15 protein-coding genes are annotated in these 15483 nt (G+C 43.6%); 9 read left to right on the plus strand and 6 right to left on the minus strand.

All coding sequences use genetic code 11. The features are described 5' to 3' along the window. Window positions 1-70: 70 nt before the first annotated feature. The 4 genes from N745_RS0110415 (at window position 71) to N745_RS0110430 (ending at window position 5788) form a co-directional block, all read left to right on the plus strand. The gene (locus N745_RS0110415; RefSeq protein WP_157833763.1) at window positions 71-1378 is read left to right on the plus strand and encodes a CAP domain-containing protein; all 1308 of its coding nucleotides are present in this window, start codon (window positions 71-73) and stop codon (window positions 1376-1378) included. Between the two features lie 18 nt (window positions 1379-1396). Next, a complete protein-coding gene (locus N745_RS0110420) occupies window positions 1397-3631 on the plus strand; it encodes a GNAT family N-acetyltransferase (RefSeq protein ID WP_024852067.1) in 2235 nt (744 codons plus the stop codon). Next, window positions 3628-4692, plus strand: a complete 1065-nt coding sequence (rsgA, locus tag N745_RS0110425; RefSeq protein WP_024852068.1) for a ribosome small subunit-dependent GTPase A — start codon at window positions 3628-3630, stop codon at window positions 4690-4692. Before N745_RS0110420 ends, rsgA begins: the two co-directional genes overlap by 4 nt. A 160-nt stretch (window positions 4693-4852) precedes the next feature. Beyond that, window positions 4853-5788, plus strand: a complete 936-nt coding sequence (locus N745_RS0110430) for an MBL fold metallo-hydrolase (RefSeq protein WP_024852069.1) — start codon at window positions 4853-4855, stop codon at window positions 5786-5788. Window positions 5789-5834: 46 nt separating this feature from the next. Here the strand turns inward: N745_RS0110430 and purU are convergent, their stop codons facing one another. Further along, window positions 5835-6692, minus strand: coding sequence for a formyltetrahydrofolate deformylase (gene purU / locus N745_RS0110435; RefSeq protein ID WP_024852070.1), 858 nt, complete (start codon window positions 6690-6692; stop codon window positions 5835-5837). Window positions 6693-6957: 265 nt separating this feature from the next. Between purU and N745_RS0110440 the strand changes: the two genes are divergently transcribed. From N745_RS0110440 to N745_RS0110450, 3 genes are all read left to right on the plus strand, one after another. Next, complete coding sequence (locus N745_RS0110440; RefSeq protein WP_024852071.1) at window positions 6958-7899, plus strand: cyclic nucleotide-binding domain-containing protein; 942 nt, start codon at window positions 6958-6960, stop codon at window positions 7897-7899. A gap of 112 nt (window positions 7900-8011) precedes the next feature. Beyond that, window positions 8012-8833, plus strand: coding sequence for an exodeoxyribonuclease III (xthA, locus tag N745_RS0110445; RefSeq protein WP_024852072.1), 822 nt, complete (start codon window positions 8012-8014; stop codon window positions 8831-8833). 48 nt (window positions 8834-8881) lie between these two features. Continuing rightward, window positions 8882-9562 (plus strand): NAD(P)H-flavin reductase, encoded by a 681-nt coding sequence (locus N745_RS0110450; RefSeq protein WP_024852073.1) that lies wholly within the window; start codon window positions 8882-8884, stop codon window positions 9560-9562. 28 nt (window positions 9563-9590) lie between these two features. Here the strand turns inward: N745_RS0110450 and N745_RS0110455 are convergent, their stop codons facing one another. Genes N745_RS0110455 through N745_RS0110465 form a run of 3 tightly spaced genes read right to left on the minus strand, consistent with a single transcriptional unit; the run spans window position 9591 to window position 12045 of the window. Then, the gene (locus N745_RS0110455; protein WP_024852074.1) at window positions 9591-9947 is read right to left on the minus strand and encodes a hypothetical protein; all 357 of its coding nucleotides are present in this window, start codon (window positions 9945-9947) and stop codon (window positions 9591-9593) included. Next, window positions 9947-10321 (minus strand): P-II family nitrogen regulator, encoded by a 375-nt coding sequence (locus tag N745_RS0110460; protein WP_245595682.1) that lies wholly within the window; start codon window positions 10319-10321, stop codon window positions 9947-9949. Before N745_RS0110460 ends, N745_RS0110455 begins: the two co-directional genes overlap by 1 nt. Beyond that, complete coding sequence (locus N745_RS0110465; RefSeq protein ID WP_024852076.1) at window positions 10318-12045, minus strand: DUF1538 domain-containing protein; 1728 nt, start codon at window positions 12043-12045, stop codon at window positions 10318-10320. The genes N745_RS0110460 and N745_RS0110465 overlap by 4 nt, the downstream gene beginning before the upstream one ends. A gap of 232 nt (window positions 12046-12277) precedes the next feature. On the opposite strand from N745_RS0110465, the gene N745_RS0110470 reads away from it, so the two are divergent. Next, window positions 12278-12976, plus strand: a complete 699-nt coding sequence (locus tag N745_RS0110470; protein ID WP_024852077.1) for an outer membrane beta-barrel protein — start codon at window positions 12278-12280, stop codon at window positions 12974-12976. Window positions 12977-13055: 79 nt separating this feature from the next. Here N745_RS0110470 and rdgB read toward each other — a convergent pair whose 3' ends face one another. Next, complete coding sequence (gene rdgB / locus N745_RS0110475) at window positions 13056-13655, minus strand: RdgB/HAM1 family non-canonical purine NTP pyrophosphatase (RefSeq protein ID WP_211239103.1); 600 nt, start codon at window positions 13653-13655, stop codon at window positions 13056-13058. A 5-nt stretch (window positions 13656-13660) separates the two neighbouring features. Next, a complete protein-coding gene (rph, locus tag N745_RS0110480; RefSeq protein WP_024852079.1) occupies window positions 13661-14377 on the minus strand; it encodes a ribonuclease PH in 717 nt (238 codons plus the stop codon). Between the two features lie 147 nt (window positions 14378-14524). On the opposite strand from rph, the gene N745_RS0110485 reads away from it, so the two are divergent. Continuing rightward, on the plus strand, window positions 14525-15394 hold the full coding sequence (locus N745_RS0110485) for a YicC/YloC family endoribonuclease (RefSeq protein WP_024852080.1): 870 nt from the start codon (window positions 14525-14527) through the stop codon (window positions 15392-15394). Window positions 15395-15483: the final 89 nt, after the last annotated feature.

The following is a 15483-nucleotide window of genomic DNA, read 5'->3' on the forward strand; positions in this document are numbered from 1 at the left end:
CCTGATGCGATTGCTTAAACTCTTCATTCTGATACTGGGGCTCCTGTATCTTTCTTACCAACTGTTCCTATTGTTACTGACTCCACCAGAATCGTTAACACACAGAGGCAAAGTTGAACACGCACCAAAAGAAACCATCGTCCCCGAGCATAAAGTTTTGCCTAGCGACCAAATTGCCAAAAATGCGTGGAACTATATCAACCAGCTACGCCATGACGTTGGCTTAACGCCTTTACAACCTAACGCCAAGCTCAACCAAGCAGCACTCAACCACTCCAAATACTGTGTTGTTAACAATATTCAAGGCCATATTCAGCAACCCAGCCTGGTAGATTTTACGGGTAAAACCCCTTCTGATCGTGCCTATGCTGTCGGTTATCCCGCAGGCGTTAACGAAGTCATCAGTTTTAATCGAGACAGCGCTATTCCGTTCGTTGATGACCTAATGTCAGCCATATATCATCGACTCGGTTTGTTGAATATGACCATCGATCAAATCGGAACAGGGGTTTATCGCATCAATGGGAAAAATCCCGGCCCCTACTCAGTCTCCTCAACTTTTACCGCTGAAACCAGTAATTTTAAACTGGCGCAACTCTGTATCAACCCACCCGACCCTCGCCCGGGTGAACTTGCTTACAAGGGGCTTTGTCGCAAAAATGAACTCATTCCCAAACAATCATTTGACCGAGCACGATACGACATTGCCCGCCAAAACCCAAAATGGATTGTTTGGCCCAAAGACAACAGCACTGTGCCACCGGTATTTTATGAAGAAATGCCAGATCCATTACCGAATTGTGATGCCTCCGGCTACCCGGTTCATATGCAAATCAACCCTATTTACTGGGGGCGCATCACTTTTGTCAAAGGCAGCTTCAAACTCTATCGCATAGATCATCAGCGCAAAATGCCCGTTGAGATTGAACGCACTATGACCAATCTCAATGACCCCAATCATGAGTCCAAAGGCACCAAGCCAGAATGGTATGCGCTCTTTCCTCGCTTGAGATTAGATTGGAATGCCGAATACCTCGCCCAAGTGCAAACCAAAGAAGCCGGGCAAATCACCACCCATCATTGGCGTTTCTTTACCCCAAAATTAACGCATTTAACACGCTTCCGAACATCCCAAGGCAATCGCACGCCGCTGCCGATAAAAGTCGGCGAAAAACATCATATTTACTTCATGCCGCATTCTTGTCGTGCGCCACGAGAAAGTCAGCTCAAAACACGCACGCCAAGAGACGTAAAACTACAAACTCGCTTTATTGACGGTCAAACCTTACAGATTCAAGTGCTTAGCGCGCGCAAAGGCGATAAAATTGAACTCGACTATATTCCAACCCATACTCGAATCACCTTTAAAGTTAACTAAAAGCATTTGTAATTTACCATGCCAGATACTCAAGCCCACTCAACTCCGAAACCTCAAGACTGGCAAAGCTGGTGTCGGCTGCTACACAATTATTTAGCCGAGCAAAAACACCGTGCTTGTGTGGTTTTAGTGGGCGAAAACACTTGGCGGCAAAATCACATCCAACAGGCCCTTATCGAGTTAGCGACAACAAAACCAACTCTCACAGGACTGGAAATCACACAAGAAATAGCTTCCAGTTTCAACGCAACTCAAGCTGTTTCCGCTAAAAAATTGCCTCATTATTTAGGGCAAGAAACCGACTTTGCCATCTTTAGTGGTGAACAAGGGTTGGATGCAAACGCCCTCGGTCAAGCTGGCGGCATGATTCGCGCTGGCGGTATTTTATGGCTGAGCTTACCAGTAAACTGGATGGAATTTCCTAATCCATCAAATAGTCGTTTTTTAAGTTACCCACTTACTTTGGAAAACAGCTTAAAAGGCTTTAACCGCTTTTTATGGCAGGGGTTGCAAACCCAAGCCAAGCAACAACAGGTACTTTGGATAACCCAAAATTCACCTTTGCCGGCATTACCAACCTCGGCTATTTCTGAGACACCAGCATTCGATACCAATAAACCTGCCCTACACTTAAATGCAGACCAACAAGCCGCTTGGGAAAAAATCCAATCCGTGGCTTTTGGTCACCGTCATCGTCCTTTGGTGCTGACAGCAGATCGCGGTCGAGGCAAATCTACTTTATTAGGAGTAGCGGCAATTCGCCTACTACAACAAGGCAAGCAAACCATCGCCGTTACCGCAGCCAGACTGGATCAAACCCAGGCGCTTTTCCAAGGTGCGACACAAACGTTAAATCAGCTCATTGAAGAGTATTCCGACAGCATTCAAATCATTGAAAATCTGCCAGGCAGGGTGCGCTTCAACATACAAGTTCAACAAGGTAATAAAGAAATTACCGAGCGAAAGGAACTGCTTTTTATCGCACCGGATGAGCTTGTTTTAAACGCGCATAAAGCATGTGATTTACTGATGGTGGATGAAGCAGCACATTTGCCTTTGCCGTTGTTACTCTCCTTGAGCGAAACCTACAACCGTATGATTTTCGCCACCACCCAACAAGGCTATGAAGGGTCCGGTCGCGGCTTTACGCTTAAATTTCAAGCAACCTTAAAGCAACAATTCCCTCAAACCAAAACCGCCACACTGCAAACACCGATTCGCTGGGCAGATGGCGATCCGCTGGAAAACACGCTCAACCAATGCCTGCTGTTTTCTACCGATACCGGTGAAGCATCACCACCGGTCTCAACGACTGACATCAGCAAGCTAACATATCGCCCTATTTCGGTCGATGACCTCCTGTCCGACAGAAACCAATTGGTTCAACTGTTTCAACTACTGACCTATGCACATTACCAAACTGCTCCTAACGATCTGATGCAACTACTCGAAACACCCAACCAACAGCTATGGGTGGCCGAACACGACCAACAGATTTTCGGCGTGTTATTTGCATTGGAAGAAGGTAATTTACCGATTGAAACCGAGGGTCGAAAACAGGGGCACTTATTCCCGCAACAAATGCACCTGCAAACTGGCAATAGTGAATGGTTATTGCCCAGAACGCTGCGTATCGTCCGCCTTGCCGTACAACCAGAAATGCAATCACAAGGCATTGGTTCCGAGCTGTTGCAATCCGTTATTTTCGATGCGGAAAAAGCAGGCTTTTCTGCCGTCACCACCAGCTTTGGCGCCACCCCCAGCCTGGCAGATTTTTGGCATCAAAACGGTTTCACCGCCCTGCATTTAGGTATCAAGCGCGACAAGGCCAGCGGCACCCATTCTTTGATGATGGCGCAGCCGTTCGATCTCAATTTACGCGAACTGGTCGCACAACAACACCGCAACTTCCATCACCAATTCAGTTGGTTGCTGACTGATGCTTTCCAACATCTATCTGCCGAGCTGATTCTGGCAATACTGTCGGGCAATCAGATAACACTCAAAACCGATTTCCCGATGGGCTATTTGGAAAATCAGCCCTTTGAAGCCGTGTCTTGGCAACTACGCCAGTGGACCCTCAACCAACCCGAAACCATCAAAAAAATAGATGAACCACTACGCACCAACTGGATTCAACGCGTACTGCAAAATCATGCTTGGGAAGCCTTGATCAAAGCGGGCGAAACCACAAGCAGAAAACAGCTAGAACAGCAATTTAAAACGCTCTTCGACAGGTTAACAAAACTATGAATGCGCTAGAAGCGATTGGGTTTAACGATTGGTTTCAAAACCAACTTGATGCAGACATGGCATCGGCTCATGAAATTGCTCGAGTGATTTCCGTACACAAGAACAGATACGTTATAAACAACGGTAAGATGGAAGTGTTCGCCGAATTATCGGGACATCTTTTCTATACCGCAGATTCTTCTACCGACTTGCCTACAGTAGGAGATTGGGTGTATGCAGATTTTTATGATGAAGACACACACGCAATCATTCATGCTGTGATGCCGAGAAAAACACTATTAAAAAGAAAAACGTCAGGTAAGTTGGTCGATATCCAGTTAATTGCAGCAAATATAGATATTGCCTTTATTATTCAATCCGCAGATTACAACTTCAATCTCAGAAGATTAGAACGTTACTTGGTAATGGTCAACGAAGGTGATATCACCCCTGTCATTCTGTTAAGCAAATGTGACCTCTCTTCCCAAAATGAATTGGATGAACTCAAGAACAGCATTACAAATATCGCTCCCAATGTCACTGTGTTGGCATTTAGTAGTTTAAACGGCGAAAACCTTGATCGCGTTAAAGATGCCTTAGCGCCATGTCAGACTTACTGTTTACTAGGATCATCCGGTGTTGGTAAAACAACCTTATTAAATAGCCTCTTAGGTAGCGAACAACTAAGAACGCAATCCGTGAGCAAAAAACAAAATAAAGGAAAACATACCACTACGAGCCGTGAGTTAATCCAGTTGGATAATGGAGCGATGCTAATTGATACTCCTGGCATGAGAGAGCTTGGTAATTTATCCGTAGATACGGGGATGGATGAAACCTTTTCAGACATATCTGCGCTGGCGGAACAATGCAAATTCGGTAATTGCACGCATACCAATGAAAAAGGCTGTGCGATTTTAGCTGCTATCGAAAGTGGCGAGTTGTCTGAACAGCGCTATAAAAACTACATCAAAATGAAAAAAGAATCAGAGTTCAACGAATTGAATTATTTTGAGAAAAGAAAGAAAGACAAAGACTTCGGTAAGATGATTAAAGCAACCCTAAAAGATAAAAACCGATAAGCCCACCTAACAACCACATACAAACGAATAACAAGAAACTATCAACACTTTGTTTAGACATAAATAAAATCGTGAATACAACACATTCTAATTGCTTGTTATTTACCTAAAAAAGGCATACTATTAATAAATCCGTTTACACAGATGTAAAGAGGTTCAAATGAAATCAGTCAAGTTAGTTCTATCGAGTTTAGTGTTTTTCTGGGCTATGCAAAGCTCACAAGCTTTTGCAATGGACTTTAAATTTCAGCCTGTGACCAAAAATGTCTATGCCTTTATCGGCCCTTTAACCAATCGAACCCCTGAGAATCTCGGACTAAATGACAATATTGGCTTAGTCGTCACGGATGCTGGCGCAGTATTGATTGATTCCGGAACTGGCATTCCCGCTGCTAAAGCATTGGAAAAAGCTGCAAAAGCAGTCACGTCTAAAAAAATCATTGCGGTCATTAACACTGGCAGTCAGGATCATCGCTGGCTTGGAAATGGTTACTTTGCATCCAAAGGCGCAACTATCTACGCACTAGCTAGAACGGTCAAAACCCAGAAAGCGATGGGGCAAGGTGAAATTGCGAATATGACTAAAATTTCCAGTGCTTTTGCCAGCACCAAACCTGTCACCGCAGCCAAACCTTTTGCTAAAGACCAAGCCAACTTAACCATTGGCGGCGTGAAGTTTGAGATCAAATATTTAGGCGATGCGCATTTTCCGGGAGACGCAGTAGTGTGGCTGCCAACACAGAAAGTCTTGTTTTCAGGTGATTTGATTTTTGTCGATAGAATGCTGGGTATCCATCCATTTTCTAACGTCGCCAGCTGGCAAAAAGCCTTCCATAAAGCACAACATTTCCATGCCAAATTCATCGTACCAGGACATGGTCAAGTTTGTAATTGGCAAAAAGCCAGACAGGATACGGGGAACTATCTCGATAAATTAGTAAGAATTATGTCTACCGCGGCCGAAGAAATGATGGGCGTTGGGGAAGCGGTTTCGGCAAATGCCGATTGGCCGGAGTTTAAACATTTGAAACACTATAAGACCTGGCACAAAACCAATGTGAACCGTACTTACTTGCAGTTTGAACAAAACTTATAAAATAAAAAAGCGCTTCAAGAAGCGCTTTTTTTAAATGTTTTTTGACCTAAGGCGCAAATACCACCGTTTTATTACCGTGAATCAATACACGATCTTCAAGGTGATAACGCAATCCGCGCGACAGTGTAATTTTTTCAACATCTCGTCCTAGGCGTTTTAGATCTTCTATATCTTGCGAATGACTGACGCGAATGACTTCTTGTTCGATAATCGGTCCTGCATCTAACTCTTCGGTCACATAATGACAGGTGGCACCTATCAGTTTCACACCACGTTCATAAGCTTGGTGATAAGGTTTTGCGCCAACAAATGATGGTAGGAAACTGTGATGGATATTGATGACTTTACCAGCATAATCACGACACATATTCGGTGGCAAAATCTGCATATATCTAGCCAGCACTATGACATCAGCTTCGTATTTCGCTGCTAAGGCTTCAGATTCAGCAAACGCTTGCGGTTTGGTATCTGGTGTTACTGGCACATGATGGAACGGCACTTGAAACCACTCGACCATGGAACGCAAGTCATCATGGTTAGCAATGACACAGGCGATTTCACCCGGTAGGTCTTTTTCGTGCCAGCGATAAAGTAAATCAGCCAAGCAGTGAGATTCTTTACTGGCAAATAAGGCGATGCGTTTTGGCTTGGCAGAATCAAACACTTGCCATTCCATATTGAACTCTTCGGCAATAGGGGTGAATTTTTCTTTAAAACCTTCCAAGTCGTTATTCAATGAACTGGCTAGGATTTCATGGCGCATAAAAAACCATTGATCCATCGTTTCTGTATGGTGGTTGGCTTCAACAATCGACCCGCCTTGCTCTGCGATAAACGTTGCTACCTTTGCCACTATCCCCACTTGATCCGGGCATGAAATCACTAATCGAAACACTCTGTTCATGAAACGCTAACCTTTTTAAATAAATTGATATGTAATATTGACTCACCCATTTTTCCCATGCCCCGAAACTCAGGAAACCTCAAATACCCTATTAAAATCAGGGTAAATCTCATTTGGGTAATGACAAAACATTGGCTTACAATCATATCAAAAGCATTTATCTTGCAAAAACGTTTTTAGCCACTTCCGGTACAAGTTACTACCTCCAAACAGTAAATTTATGTAAAAATGAGTTCACAACTACTTCGTAGAGAAGCTGGAAGCCATGTCTGAAACGTCCAACTCATCACAAAACAAATTAAGAAAATTTAAAGCCGGAGATATTCTCTTCAAAGAAGGCGAACCCGGCCATAAAGTCTATATTGTTAAAGAAGGCGAAATACGCATCAGCACTCAAAAAGATGACAAGGCCGTTACGCTTGGCATCTTGAAAAAAGGTGCTTGTTTTGGCGAAATGGCTGTTATTTCTTCCGCACCACGAGTGGCTTCCGCGATTGCTAAAACTGATGCAGAGGTCTATGAAATAGACAGTAGCCATGTCGATAAAATGATTGAAGACCTTTCTCCTTTGTTTCGCGCTATCGTCAACTCCTTGATTAAACGCGTTGCAACCCTCAATAATTTTGCTACCGAGAACTCGACATTAGGGCATGCCCTGTCATCATTAGCGCATCTCATTATGCTGTTATTAAAAACACAGAAAAATGATGCTACAACCATGCCTGAAACAGCATCTGAGCTTGCTGCTTCCACACCGGCATGGGCTAGACAGCCAGATCCGATAGAAGAAACGCCCAAAGTGAACACAGAAGAAAAAGCACAAGTCCCCGTTCGTTTAATTATTGAAACCGGACAAACTGTTTTAGGGGTTACTAAGGGTCGTATCCAAAAACTATTGGATCAATTCATTAAGTTTGATATCGCGAAGTTTGAGCAAAAAGGTTCGCAAGAGGTGCTGAGCTTTCACCCAGAATCATTTATCGAGCAAACCGATAAAACACTCAGTGCGCTAGGCCATATGATTGATGAAGAGCTGACTGCAGACTTGGAATATGTTGATTTAATCGAAATGGCCAAACAAATGGACACTCAACCTCGCTACTTAATCGATGCTGTCGTGACGGGACGCCTTCCACAAGAGGCGGTGGTACTCAAACAATCACTTGTACGACGTGCAATAGAAGAACAAGGGCGCATGTTCTTTTAGTCTTTTCTGGTATAAAAACCTTCTGTTTAGGTCTGAAATCTGTCCGACTTTTACGAGTCAATTTTGATATAATTTCGCCTTTATTTTGAATTAGCCGGAAACCCCAAAAGCCATGAAAATCGTTTCTTTCAACGTCAACAGTGTTCGCATGAGATTGCATCAGATTCAGGCGCTAACCGATAGTCAGTGCCCTGATATTATCGGGTTACAAGAAACCAAAGTACAAGATCATGAGTTCCCGATAGATGACATTGAAGCAATGGGCTATAAAGCCATTTTTATGGGGCAAAAAACGCATTATGGCGTAGCGATTTTGTATCGCGATACAGTTGAGTTAGTCAATGCGCAATACGGCTGGAAAACCGACGATGAAACTGCACAGAAGCGCATGATTATCGGCGACTTCAAAGATAGCGACGGTAATGAAGTTCGCGTTATCAACGGTTATTTCCCTCAGGGTGAAAACCGTGACCATCCGGTAAAATTTCCGGCAAAAGAAAAGTTTTATCAAGACCTGATGCATTACCTACACACGGAATGCTCGCCTGAGCAAAAGCTAGTGGTCATGGGCGACTTCAATATCTCGCCAGAAGACATTGATATCGGCATCGGTGAACCAAACCGTAAGCGCTGGCTAAAAACCGGTAAAACCAGTTTCTTACCTGAGGAGCGCGAGTGGTGGGCGACCTTAAAAAATTGGGGTCTGAAAGACACTTACCGCACCATCCACCCAGAAGATAACAATACGTTCAGCTGGTTTGATTACCGTTCAAAAGGTTTTGATGATGATCCGAAGCGTGGTCTTCGCATCGATACTTTACTGGCAACCGAACCACTAAATGCTTGCACGGTAGACAGCGGCGTCGACTATGCGGTACGAGGCATGGAAAAACCTTCGGATCACGCACCGGTTTGGAGCGAATTTCGCCTTTAACCAACCACTTCCAAGCAAACCATTACATGAGCCATCATTGAGATGAAAATGAGCCAAATTTTTAAAGTCATTCAGGTTGAACACTTTTCAACCGATACCTTGCAGCTGATTCTTAAGCCAACTCAGCCTTTTCGCTATCAGGCGGGAGACTATCTATTGCTTGGTTTCGAACAGGAAGATTTGAAACCCTTCTCTATTGCTTCGTCTCCGCGCAATGACGGTCATATTGAACTTCATATTCGCAAACATGAAGACAATGCGTGGAATCAACGTTTGTTCACACTGGAAGCTGGTGATGAAGTGTTGGTGGAAGGGCCGAAGCCACAATACAAGTTGGATGATGATCTTTGCGAAAAGCAAAAGCCTATCTTATTCGTTGCTGGCGGCACAGGGTTTGCCCCTTTGAAAGCGCTATTGGATGAATTACTGGCTTCAGGTTGTAGCAACCCTATTCAGTTCTACTGGGGTTCGCGCCAGAAGGATGATCTCTATATGCGCAAGCAAATGATTGCACTTGCGAAACACCATGCTAATTTGGATTATATCGAAGTCTTATCTGAACCTTCAGAAACAGACACAAGCCTGAAGGGCTTGGTTCATAAAGTCGTGCTAGAACAACACCCCAGCCTGGCAGATTTTCGTGTCTATCTGTGTGGCCCTTGGCCAATGGTACAAGCAGCTAAAGAAGAGTTTGCCGCTGCGGGATTACCGGATTCACAATTTAATTAATTCTCAGTTTATTACAACTTCGGTTTAATTAATCTTTATCCGCCGTATTGAGCGCCTCTTCAGCAGGCAGCTCAAAGTGGGTTGCCCAAGGCACATTCATCTGAAACATATAGCTACCTTCGGTTTCTGCCACCTTGCCTTGTTGAAAAATAAACTCAAAAATATCATCGGCATATTGCGGCATCACGATCACTTTAAGCATATCCATTTCAATCCAACGATTCTGCAACATAGTTGACCCCTGATTTCTCACGGGTAACGACTCAGAAATAACGATATGCTTCTTTTCATAAAGCGCTTCAACTACTTGGTTTGACAAGCCACGCGACATCACGCAAACAATCATTTTTGCTTGGTATAGGTTGTCATGATTTAAGTGCAACATCAGCTTTTATCTTGGTGAATTTTTTGTAGAATTTTTTCTGGAATAAATGTCGCTGCTCTTTCTAGAGGCGTGACGAACATAATCCCCATCCCTGGAGTATCAAGCTCTCCAGCAGCGAACATTTCGGCAAAGACTTCTTCTTCCTGCTCTCTAGAGACCATAATTTGAATGACTTCTTTTTCCGCTTCCACGGTAATACTTAACAAACCTAACCGTTCACGAATACCCGCTCCTCTTCCATAGTGAACGGTTGCACCTTGTGCGCCTACTGACCTGGCAGCAGCAACCACATCATCAGCTTTACCTTTCTGAACCATACAGGTAATCAAGGACACGTCCGTCAACACGGTCATTTCTTGTGCTAGCTTCATCATTCATCATCCTTCTGTGTTTGTCCCATTGCTTTACGACTTTGCCATTTCATACTTATTTTCAGCCAAAGCCCTATCGACATCACGCTTAAAATCGGCCCTATGGATGCCATCGACAACACCCCAAAACCTTCAACTGCACCTACTGCACCGCCAAGCCCTAAGCCCATTGCCAACACCAACGGCACGGTAACTGGGCCAGTGGTTACACCGGCACTATCCCAGGCCACATTGACAAACTCTTCGCTGGAAAAAAACGTCAATACAAGTGCGAGGCCATAGCTCGGTAACAACAACCAGACCAATGGCAAATCGAAAACAATTTTTAGCACCCCCGCAGTAATACCCAGCCCAACACCAAAGGCAACTGCCATCATTAGGGTTCTCTTTTTAAGGGTACCGTTGGTTAATCTTTCTACCGTTGCTCCTAATGCATTCAAAGCAGGTTCGGCCATGGTTGCGCCAAAGCCTAAGAAAAATGCAAACAACATGACAATAAGAATGCCCAATGAAAACCAATACAGCGGTGAGTCATCAATCTGCGAGACTTGTGTGAAGGCTGCCGGAATCAACGCCCCTTCTTGCCCGCCTAATTTAGCCAAACCGTAAGTTAGCCCTAGATAAAAGACAATCATTCCCACAACGGCAAATAACAGACCAAGTAAGACAACTCGGGCATTGGGTAATTTTTCTCGTAAAACCACAAACAACACTAATGCCAAAAACAACATTAAAGGCACAATAGAGCGCACCCCAGCAATGATTTCTGTAAAAGGTGTCATGTCATACCAAGCTGTCGTTACCTGTGAGGTTTGTTGTACTGCGCTTAAAATATCTGCCACAGAAACCGTTGACTGCACATAAATAGACAATAGGCTAACGCCTAAAATCGGAAATAACGAAGCAAGGGTGACTATCCCAAACCCTGATAAAGAGTTATTACCACTCCCGGCCGCAGAAGTAATACCGATACCGAGTGCCAACACCAAAGGCACGGTTACCGGCCCCGTGGTAACAGCACCACAATCCCACGCCAAACCGATTAAACGACTCAAATGCGGATCTTGTGCAATATAGTAGGTGACTGCTAGTGTCGGAAAGAGTGTGAGATAAATAAGTGGTTTCAAACTCCATTCATTCAAAAAACGAAGCGTTCCCAAGACTGCCGCCAACCCCACACCGCCACCAACAACCAAAACGAGTGGCTCTGTCCATTGATTCAGCAAAGCGTAAAGATAAGGTGCCTGGTGAGGGTCAACATTAACACCGGCCGCTTTTAGCGCACCGATTGCTGGCTCGGCAAAAGTGACTCCTATACCCAACAGAAAAGCGATGCTCAGCACAACTGACAAGGTCGCTTTTTGTGGTAATTTATAGCCCATCACTTCACCAAATGGCATCAGCCCGAGACGCAGCCCCTCCATAAAAAGCATCAACCCCAACACTACCGCAACCAAGCCAGAGGCGATCATGCCTGCATCAACAACAGGTTGGCGCAAAATCAATACTTGGAAAAGCGCGAGATACAGCGCTAACGGCAATACCGCTCTAAGTTGTTCATAACTTTTACGTTGTAAATAAGGCTTAATCAGGCGATAGGCATCAATCGGTTTAACACGAATTTGTTGATAGGCTGCATTAGGCGCCTGCGTCAACTCATTGTAAGTAATGGTTTGAGTATTAAAACGCTCTAGTTGAACTATCTTATGATAGGAAATTTTTTTCATAAAAGTTGAATGTAATAAAGCTGCTCGCAAGCTAAAACACAGATTGAATTAATATCATTCTAGAGCATCAATCTTTAAAAGGCATCTTCTAAATAGGTAAGTAAACTTAAAATTGTTCTACTGAAAGTTTTTTCTTTTTTCCAATGCCTGTTCATCAACAGTCGTACTTTAATTCATATTTGCACAGTCTTTGCTTAATAAAAAAGATTGCGTAATATTTAGTGGAACCTACATGGCAAAAACAATTCTGATCTCTAGATTTTCAAAGCATTTAACGGGCATAGCATTCGGTTGGATTTTAACAAGCTCATTTAACAATGCTTACGCAACCACCTCCTTTATTCCACCACTACCGGAACCACCAAAAGTTACCGCTATCAAAATAACGGCACATCCACAAAAAAAGCAAACGGCTCCAGTTACGACCTTACACAAACGCGCCCCTAAAGTACTCAACGAATATTGGGGACTGAGTTACAACTTTCTAAGTGTAGAAAACCCAGGCATTGAAGCTACCAGTCCAAAAGTATTTATGATCAATGTCGGACATCATTTGGATGATTCTTTGGCTGTTGAAGCAAGTATGGCGGTGCCAAGTTCGGATCAAACCGTGACTTGGAATGGGCAATCTGCCAATCAAAAAGTGAGTGTCTTATTTACTTTACAGCTACGTAAAGGGTTTATTAACATCAAAGGCGTTGAAGCTTATGGATTATTTGGTGTTGCCTATAGCAACCTATCGACAGCCGTTATTCAAAACAATACTTTGCAACAAGCCACCAGAGAATCAGCTGATATTGCTTATGGATTAGGGGTTCGTTCGAGGCTAGGTTTATCTAATATGACGGGACACATGGAGTACAATCGACTGTTGGGTCAACCTCAATTCGGATTATCTAGTTTGTCATTGGGTGTGAACTATTATTTTTAACACGATTGAGAAAAACAACGATACCCAGCCTGGCAGATTTTGCTAAAAATACCAAACTGGCAAACTACTCTCAATAAATTCAAGATGGATTAAACTGCGCCATCAAGGCTTGCAATGCTTGCGCGCGATGACTGACTTGGTTTTTTTGTTCTTTAGATAATTCTGCTGCCGTACAGTCAAATGCATCAAACCACACCAATGGATCATAGCCGAACCCACCCGTGCCTTGTGGTGCATCCAGCAAGCGACCACACCATTGCCCTAAGCCAATTTTAGGTGTTGGGTCTTTAGCATGCTCAACAAAAACCATTGCACAATAATAACAAGCTTCGCGCTCTGTTTTACCTTGCATCGTCTCTAACAACTTTTCATTATTTAAAGCATCCGATGCTGACTGACCTTTGTATCCTTCGGCATAACGTGCAGAAAAAATACCAGGCTGGCCCTGCAAAACAGGAACCTCTAAACCAGAGTCATCTGCTATGGCAGGCAATCCGGTTTTTTCACTAGCAAAGCGCGCTTTAATCAACGCGTTTTCAATAAAGCTTAGGCCATCTTCAACTGCTTCATCTTGAAAGAAGTCGGACTGTGGACGTACTTCAAACCCTAAAGGTTCAAGGATATGCTGCATTTCTTTTAACTTACCGGCATTGCCGGTTGCCAAAACAAGTTCTTTCATCAAAATTACTCGGCTAACATTGCTTTTTGTTTTTCAATCAGCTCTTGAATGCCCTTAGCGCCTAAGGCAATCATTGCATTCATTTCTTCCATCGAATAAGGTTCAGATTCTGCCGTACCTTGAACTTCGATAAAACGGCCATCTTCAGTCATCACTAAGTTCATATCCGTTTCTGCATTAGAGTCTTCTGCATAATCTAAGTCCAACACAGGCGTACCTTGATAAACACCAACCGAAACAGAGGCAACGTTTTGAATCAATGGGTTTTCGCTCAAGGTGCCATTTTTGACTAAAGTATCAATCGCTAAAGCCATCGCCGCAAAGCCACCTGTAATCGATGCTGTACGTGTACCACCGTCTGCCTGAATAACATCACAGTCAATCGTAATGCTACGCTCGCCCAATTTCACAAGATCCACACCTGCTCTTAATGAGCGACCTATCAAACGCTGAATCTCAACCGTTCGTCCACCTTGCTTGCCTGCACTGGCTTCACGACGCATGCGAGAACCAGTTGAACGAGGCAACATGCCATATTCAGCCGTTACCCAACCTTGGTTTTTACCTTTTAAAAACGGTGGTACTTTTTCTTCAACCGTGGCGGTACAAATCACTTTGGTATCGCCAAACTCAATTAACACAGAGCCTTCAGCATGTTTCGTGAAGTTCTTCGTTAATCGAACTTGTCTCATTTCATTTGTTTGGCGGCCACTTGGTCTCATTTGGTTTGTCCTTATTGAGTACTTTTGATTAGAATGAAGGGATTATACGAGACGAAGACTCCGCACTCAAACCATCTCTTCTCCGTAATCAATTTATTACTGGCTCAATTAGGCCAGCCGACCTAACACCAAGGAGGGGAACTTTACATGAAAAGCATGACAGCCTTTGCCAGAATAGAGCAACAATATGATTGGGGGAAAATCAGTTGGGAGCTGCGTAGCGTCAACCAACGCTATTTAGAAATCTACCTAAAAATGGCAGAGAACCTTAAAACCGTAGAAATGCCGGCACGAGAACTCATTAAAAAATCGGTTGGCCGAGGCAAATTAGAAGGTTCGCTACAAGTTACTCTCAATGAAGCGGCTGAAAGTTTTCACGTGGATATTAACCTAGTCAATCAACTCGTCAAATCCATCGAATCCGTGCAACAATCCTTACCAGAAGCCACACAAGTCAACCCATTAGATATATTGAAGTGGCCGGGCATATTACAAACACAACAAAATTCACTTTCACCAGAAGCCTTAAACACCGCCATTCTTGACTGCTTACAACAAGCACTTGATCAGTTAAATGAAGCCCGCACTAGAGAAGGCAAAGCTCTTGCCACCATCTTGTCAGAAAAAACTGAACAAATGCACCAAGAAATTGAGAAGGTCAAAACCATTTATCCACAAGCGTTGCAACACCACACAGAAGCTTTAAAGCAACGCATTGCAGAACTCGCAGGACAAGTGGATGATCATCGCTTTCATCAAGAAGTCGCCATCATTGCGCAGAAAGCAGATATTGCAGAGGAAATTGAACGTCTAGAAACCCACTTAACCGAAGTCTCTCGCCTGTTAAGCGCAAAAAATGGCGTGGTCGGTAGGCGCTTAGATTTCTTAATGCAAGAACTCAATCGAGAAGCAAATACTTTAGGCTCAAAAGCTATTGATCCACAATTGACTCAAGCCAGTGTGGAATGCAAAGTTTTAATCGAGCAAATGCGAGAACAAATCCAAAATATAGAATGACAGCAGACGGCCATAAGCACTCTGAAAACAAAGATTTTTTATATCCTTGCTAATAAAGATTTTTTCTTGATACGAATCAATATTTTTAT

It is taken from the genome of Hydrogenovibrio kuenenii DSM 12350, assembly GCF_000526715.1.
Classification (GTDB): domain Bacteria; phylum Pseudomonadota; class Gammaproteobacteria; order Thiomicrospirales; family Thiomicrospiraceae; genus Hydrogenovibrio; species Hydrogenovibrio kuenenii.

Coding starts and splice junctions, on each gene's coding strand:
- N745_RS0110420 (WP_024852067.1), top strand. CDS start 1,397: ATGCCAGATACTCAAGCCCACTCAACTCCGAAACCTCAAGACTGGCAA.
- rsgA (WP_024852068.1), top strand. CDS start 3,628: ATGAATGCGCTAGAAGCGATTGGGTTTAACGATTGGTTTCAAAACCAA.
- N745_RS0110430 (WP_024852069.1), top strand. CDS start 4,853: ATGAAATCAGTCAAGTTAGTTCTATCGAGTTTAGTGTTTTTCTGGGCT.
- purU (WP_024852070.1), bottom strand. CDS start 6,692: ATGAACAGAGTGTTTCGATTAGTGATTTCATGCCCGGATCAAGTGGGG.
- N745_RS0110440 (WP_024852071.1), top strand. CDS start 6,958: ATGTCTGAAACGTCCAACTCATCACAAAACAAATTAAGAAAATTTAAA.
- xthA (WP_024852072.1), top strand. CDS start 8,012: ATGAAAATCGTTTCTTTCAACGTCAACAGTGTTCGCATGAGATTGCAT.
- N745_RS0110450 (WP_024852073.1), top strand. CDS start 8,882: ATGAGCCAAATTTTTAAAGTCATTCAGGTTGAACACTTTTCAACCGAT.
- N745_RS0110455 (WP_024852074.1), bottom strand. CDS start 9,947: ATGTTGCACTTAAATCATGACAACCTATACCAAGCAAAAATGATTGTT.
- N745_RS0110460 (WP_245595682.1), bottom strand. CDS start 10,321: ATGATGAAGCTAGCACAAGAAATGACCGTGTTGACGGACGTGTCCTTG.
- N745_RS0110465 (WP_024852076.1), bottom strand. CDS start 12,045: ATGAAAAAAATTTCCTATCATAAGATAGTTCAACTAGAGCGTTTTAAT.
- N745_RS0110470 (WP_024852077.1), top strand. CDS start 12,278: ATGGCAAAAACAATTCTGATCTCTAGATTTTCAAAGCATTTAACGGGC.
- rdgB (WP_211239103.1), bottom strand. CDS start 13,655: ATGAAAGAACTTGTTTTGGCAACCGGCAATGCCGGTAAGTTAAAAGAA.
- rph (WP_024852079.1), bottom strand. CDS start 14,377: ATGAGACCAAGTGGCCGCCAAACAAATGAAATGAGACAAGTTCGATTA.
- N745_RS0110485 (WP_024852080.1), top strand. CDS start 14,525: ATGAAAAGCATGACAGCCTTTGCCAGAATAGAGCAACAATATGATTGG.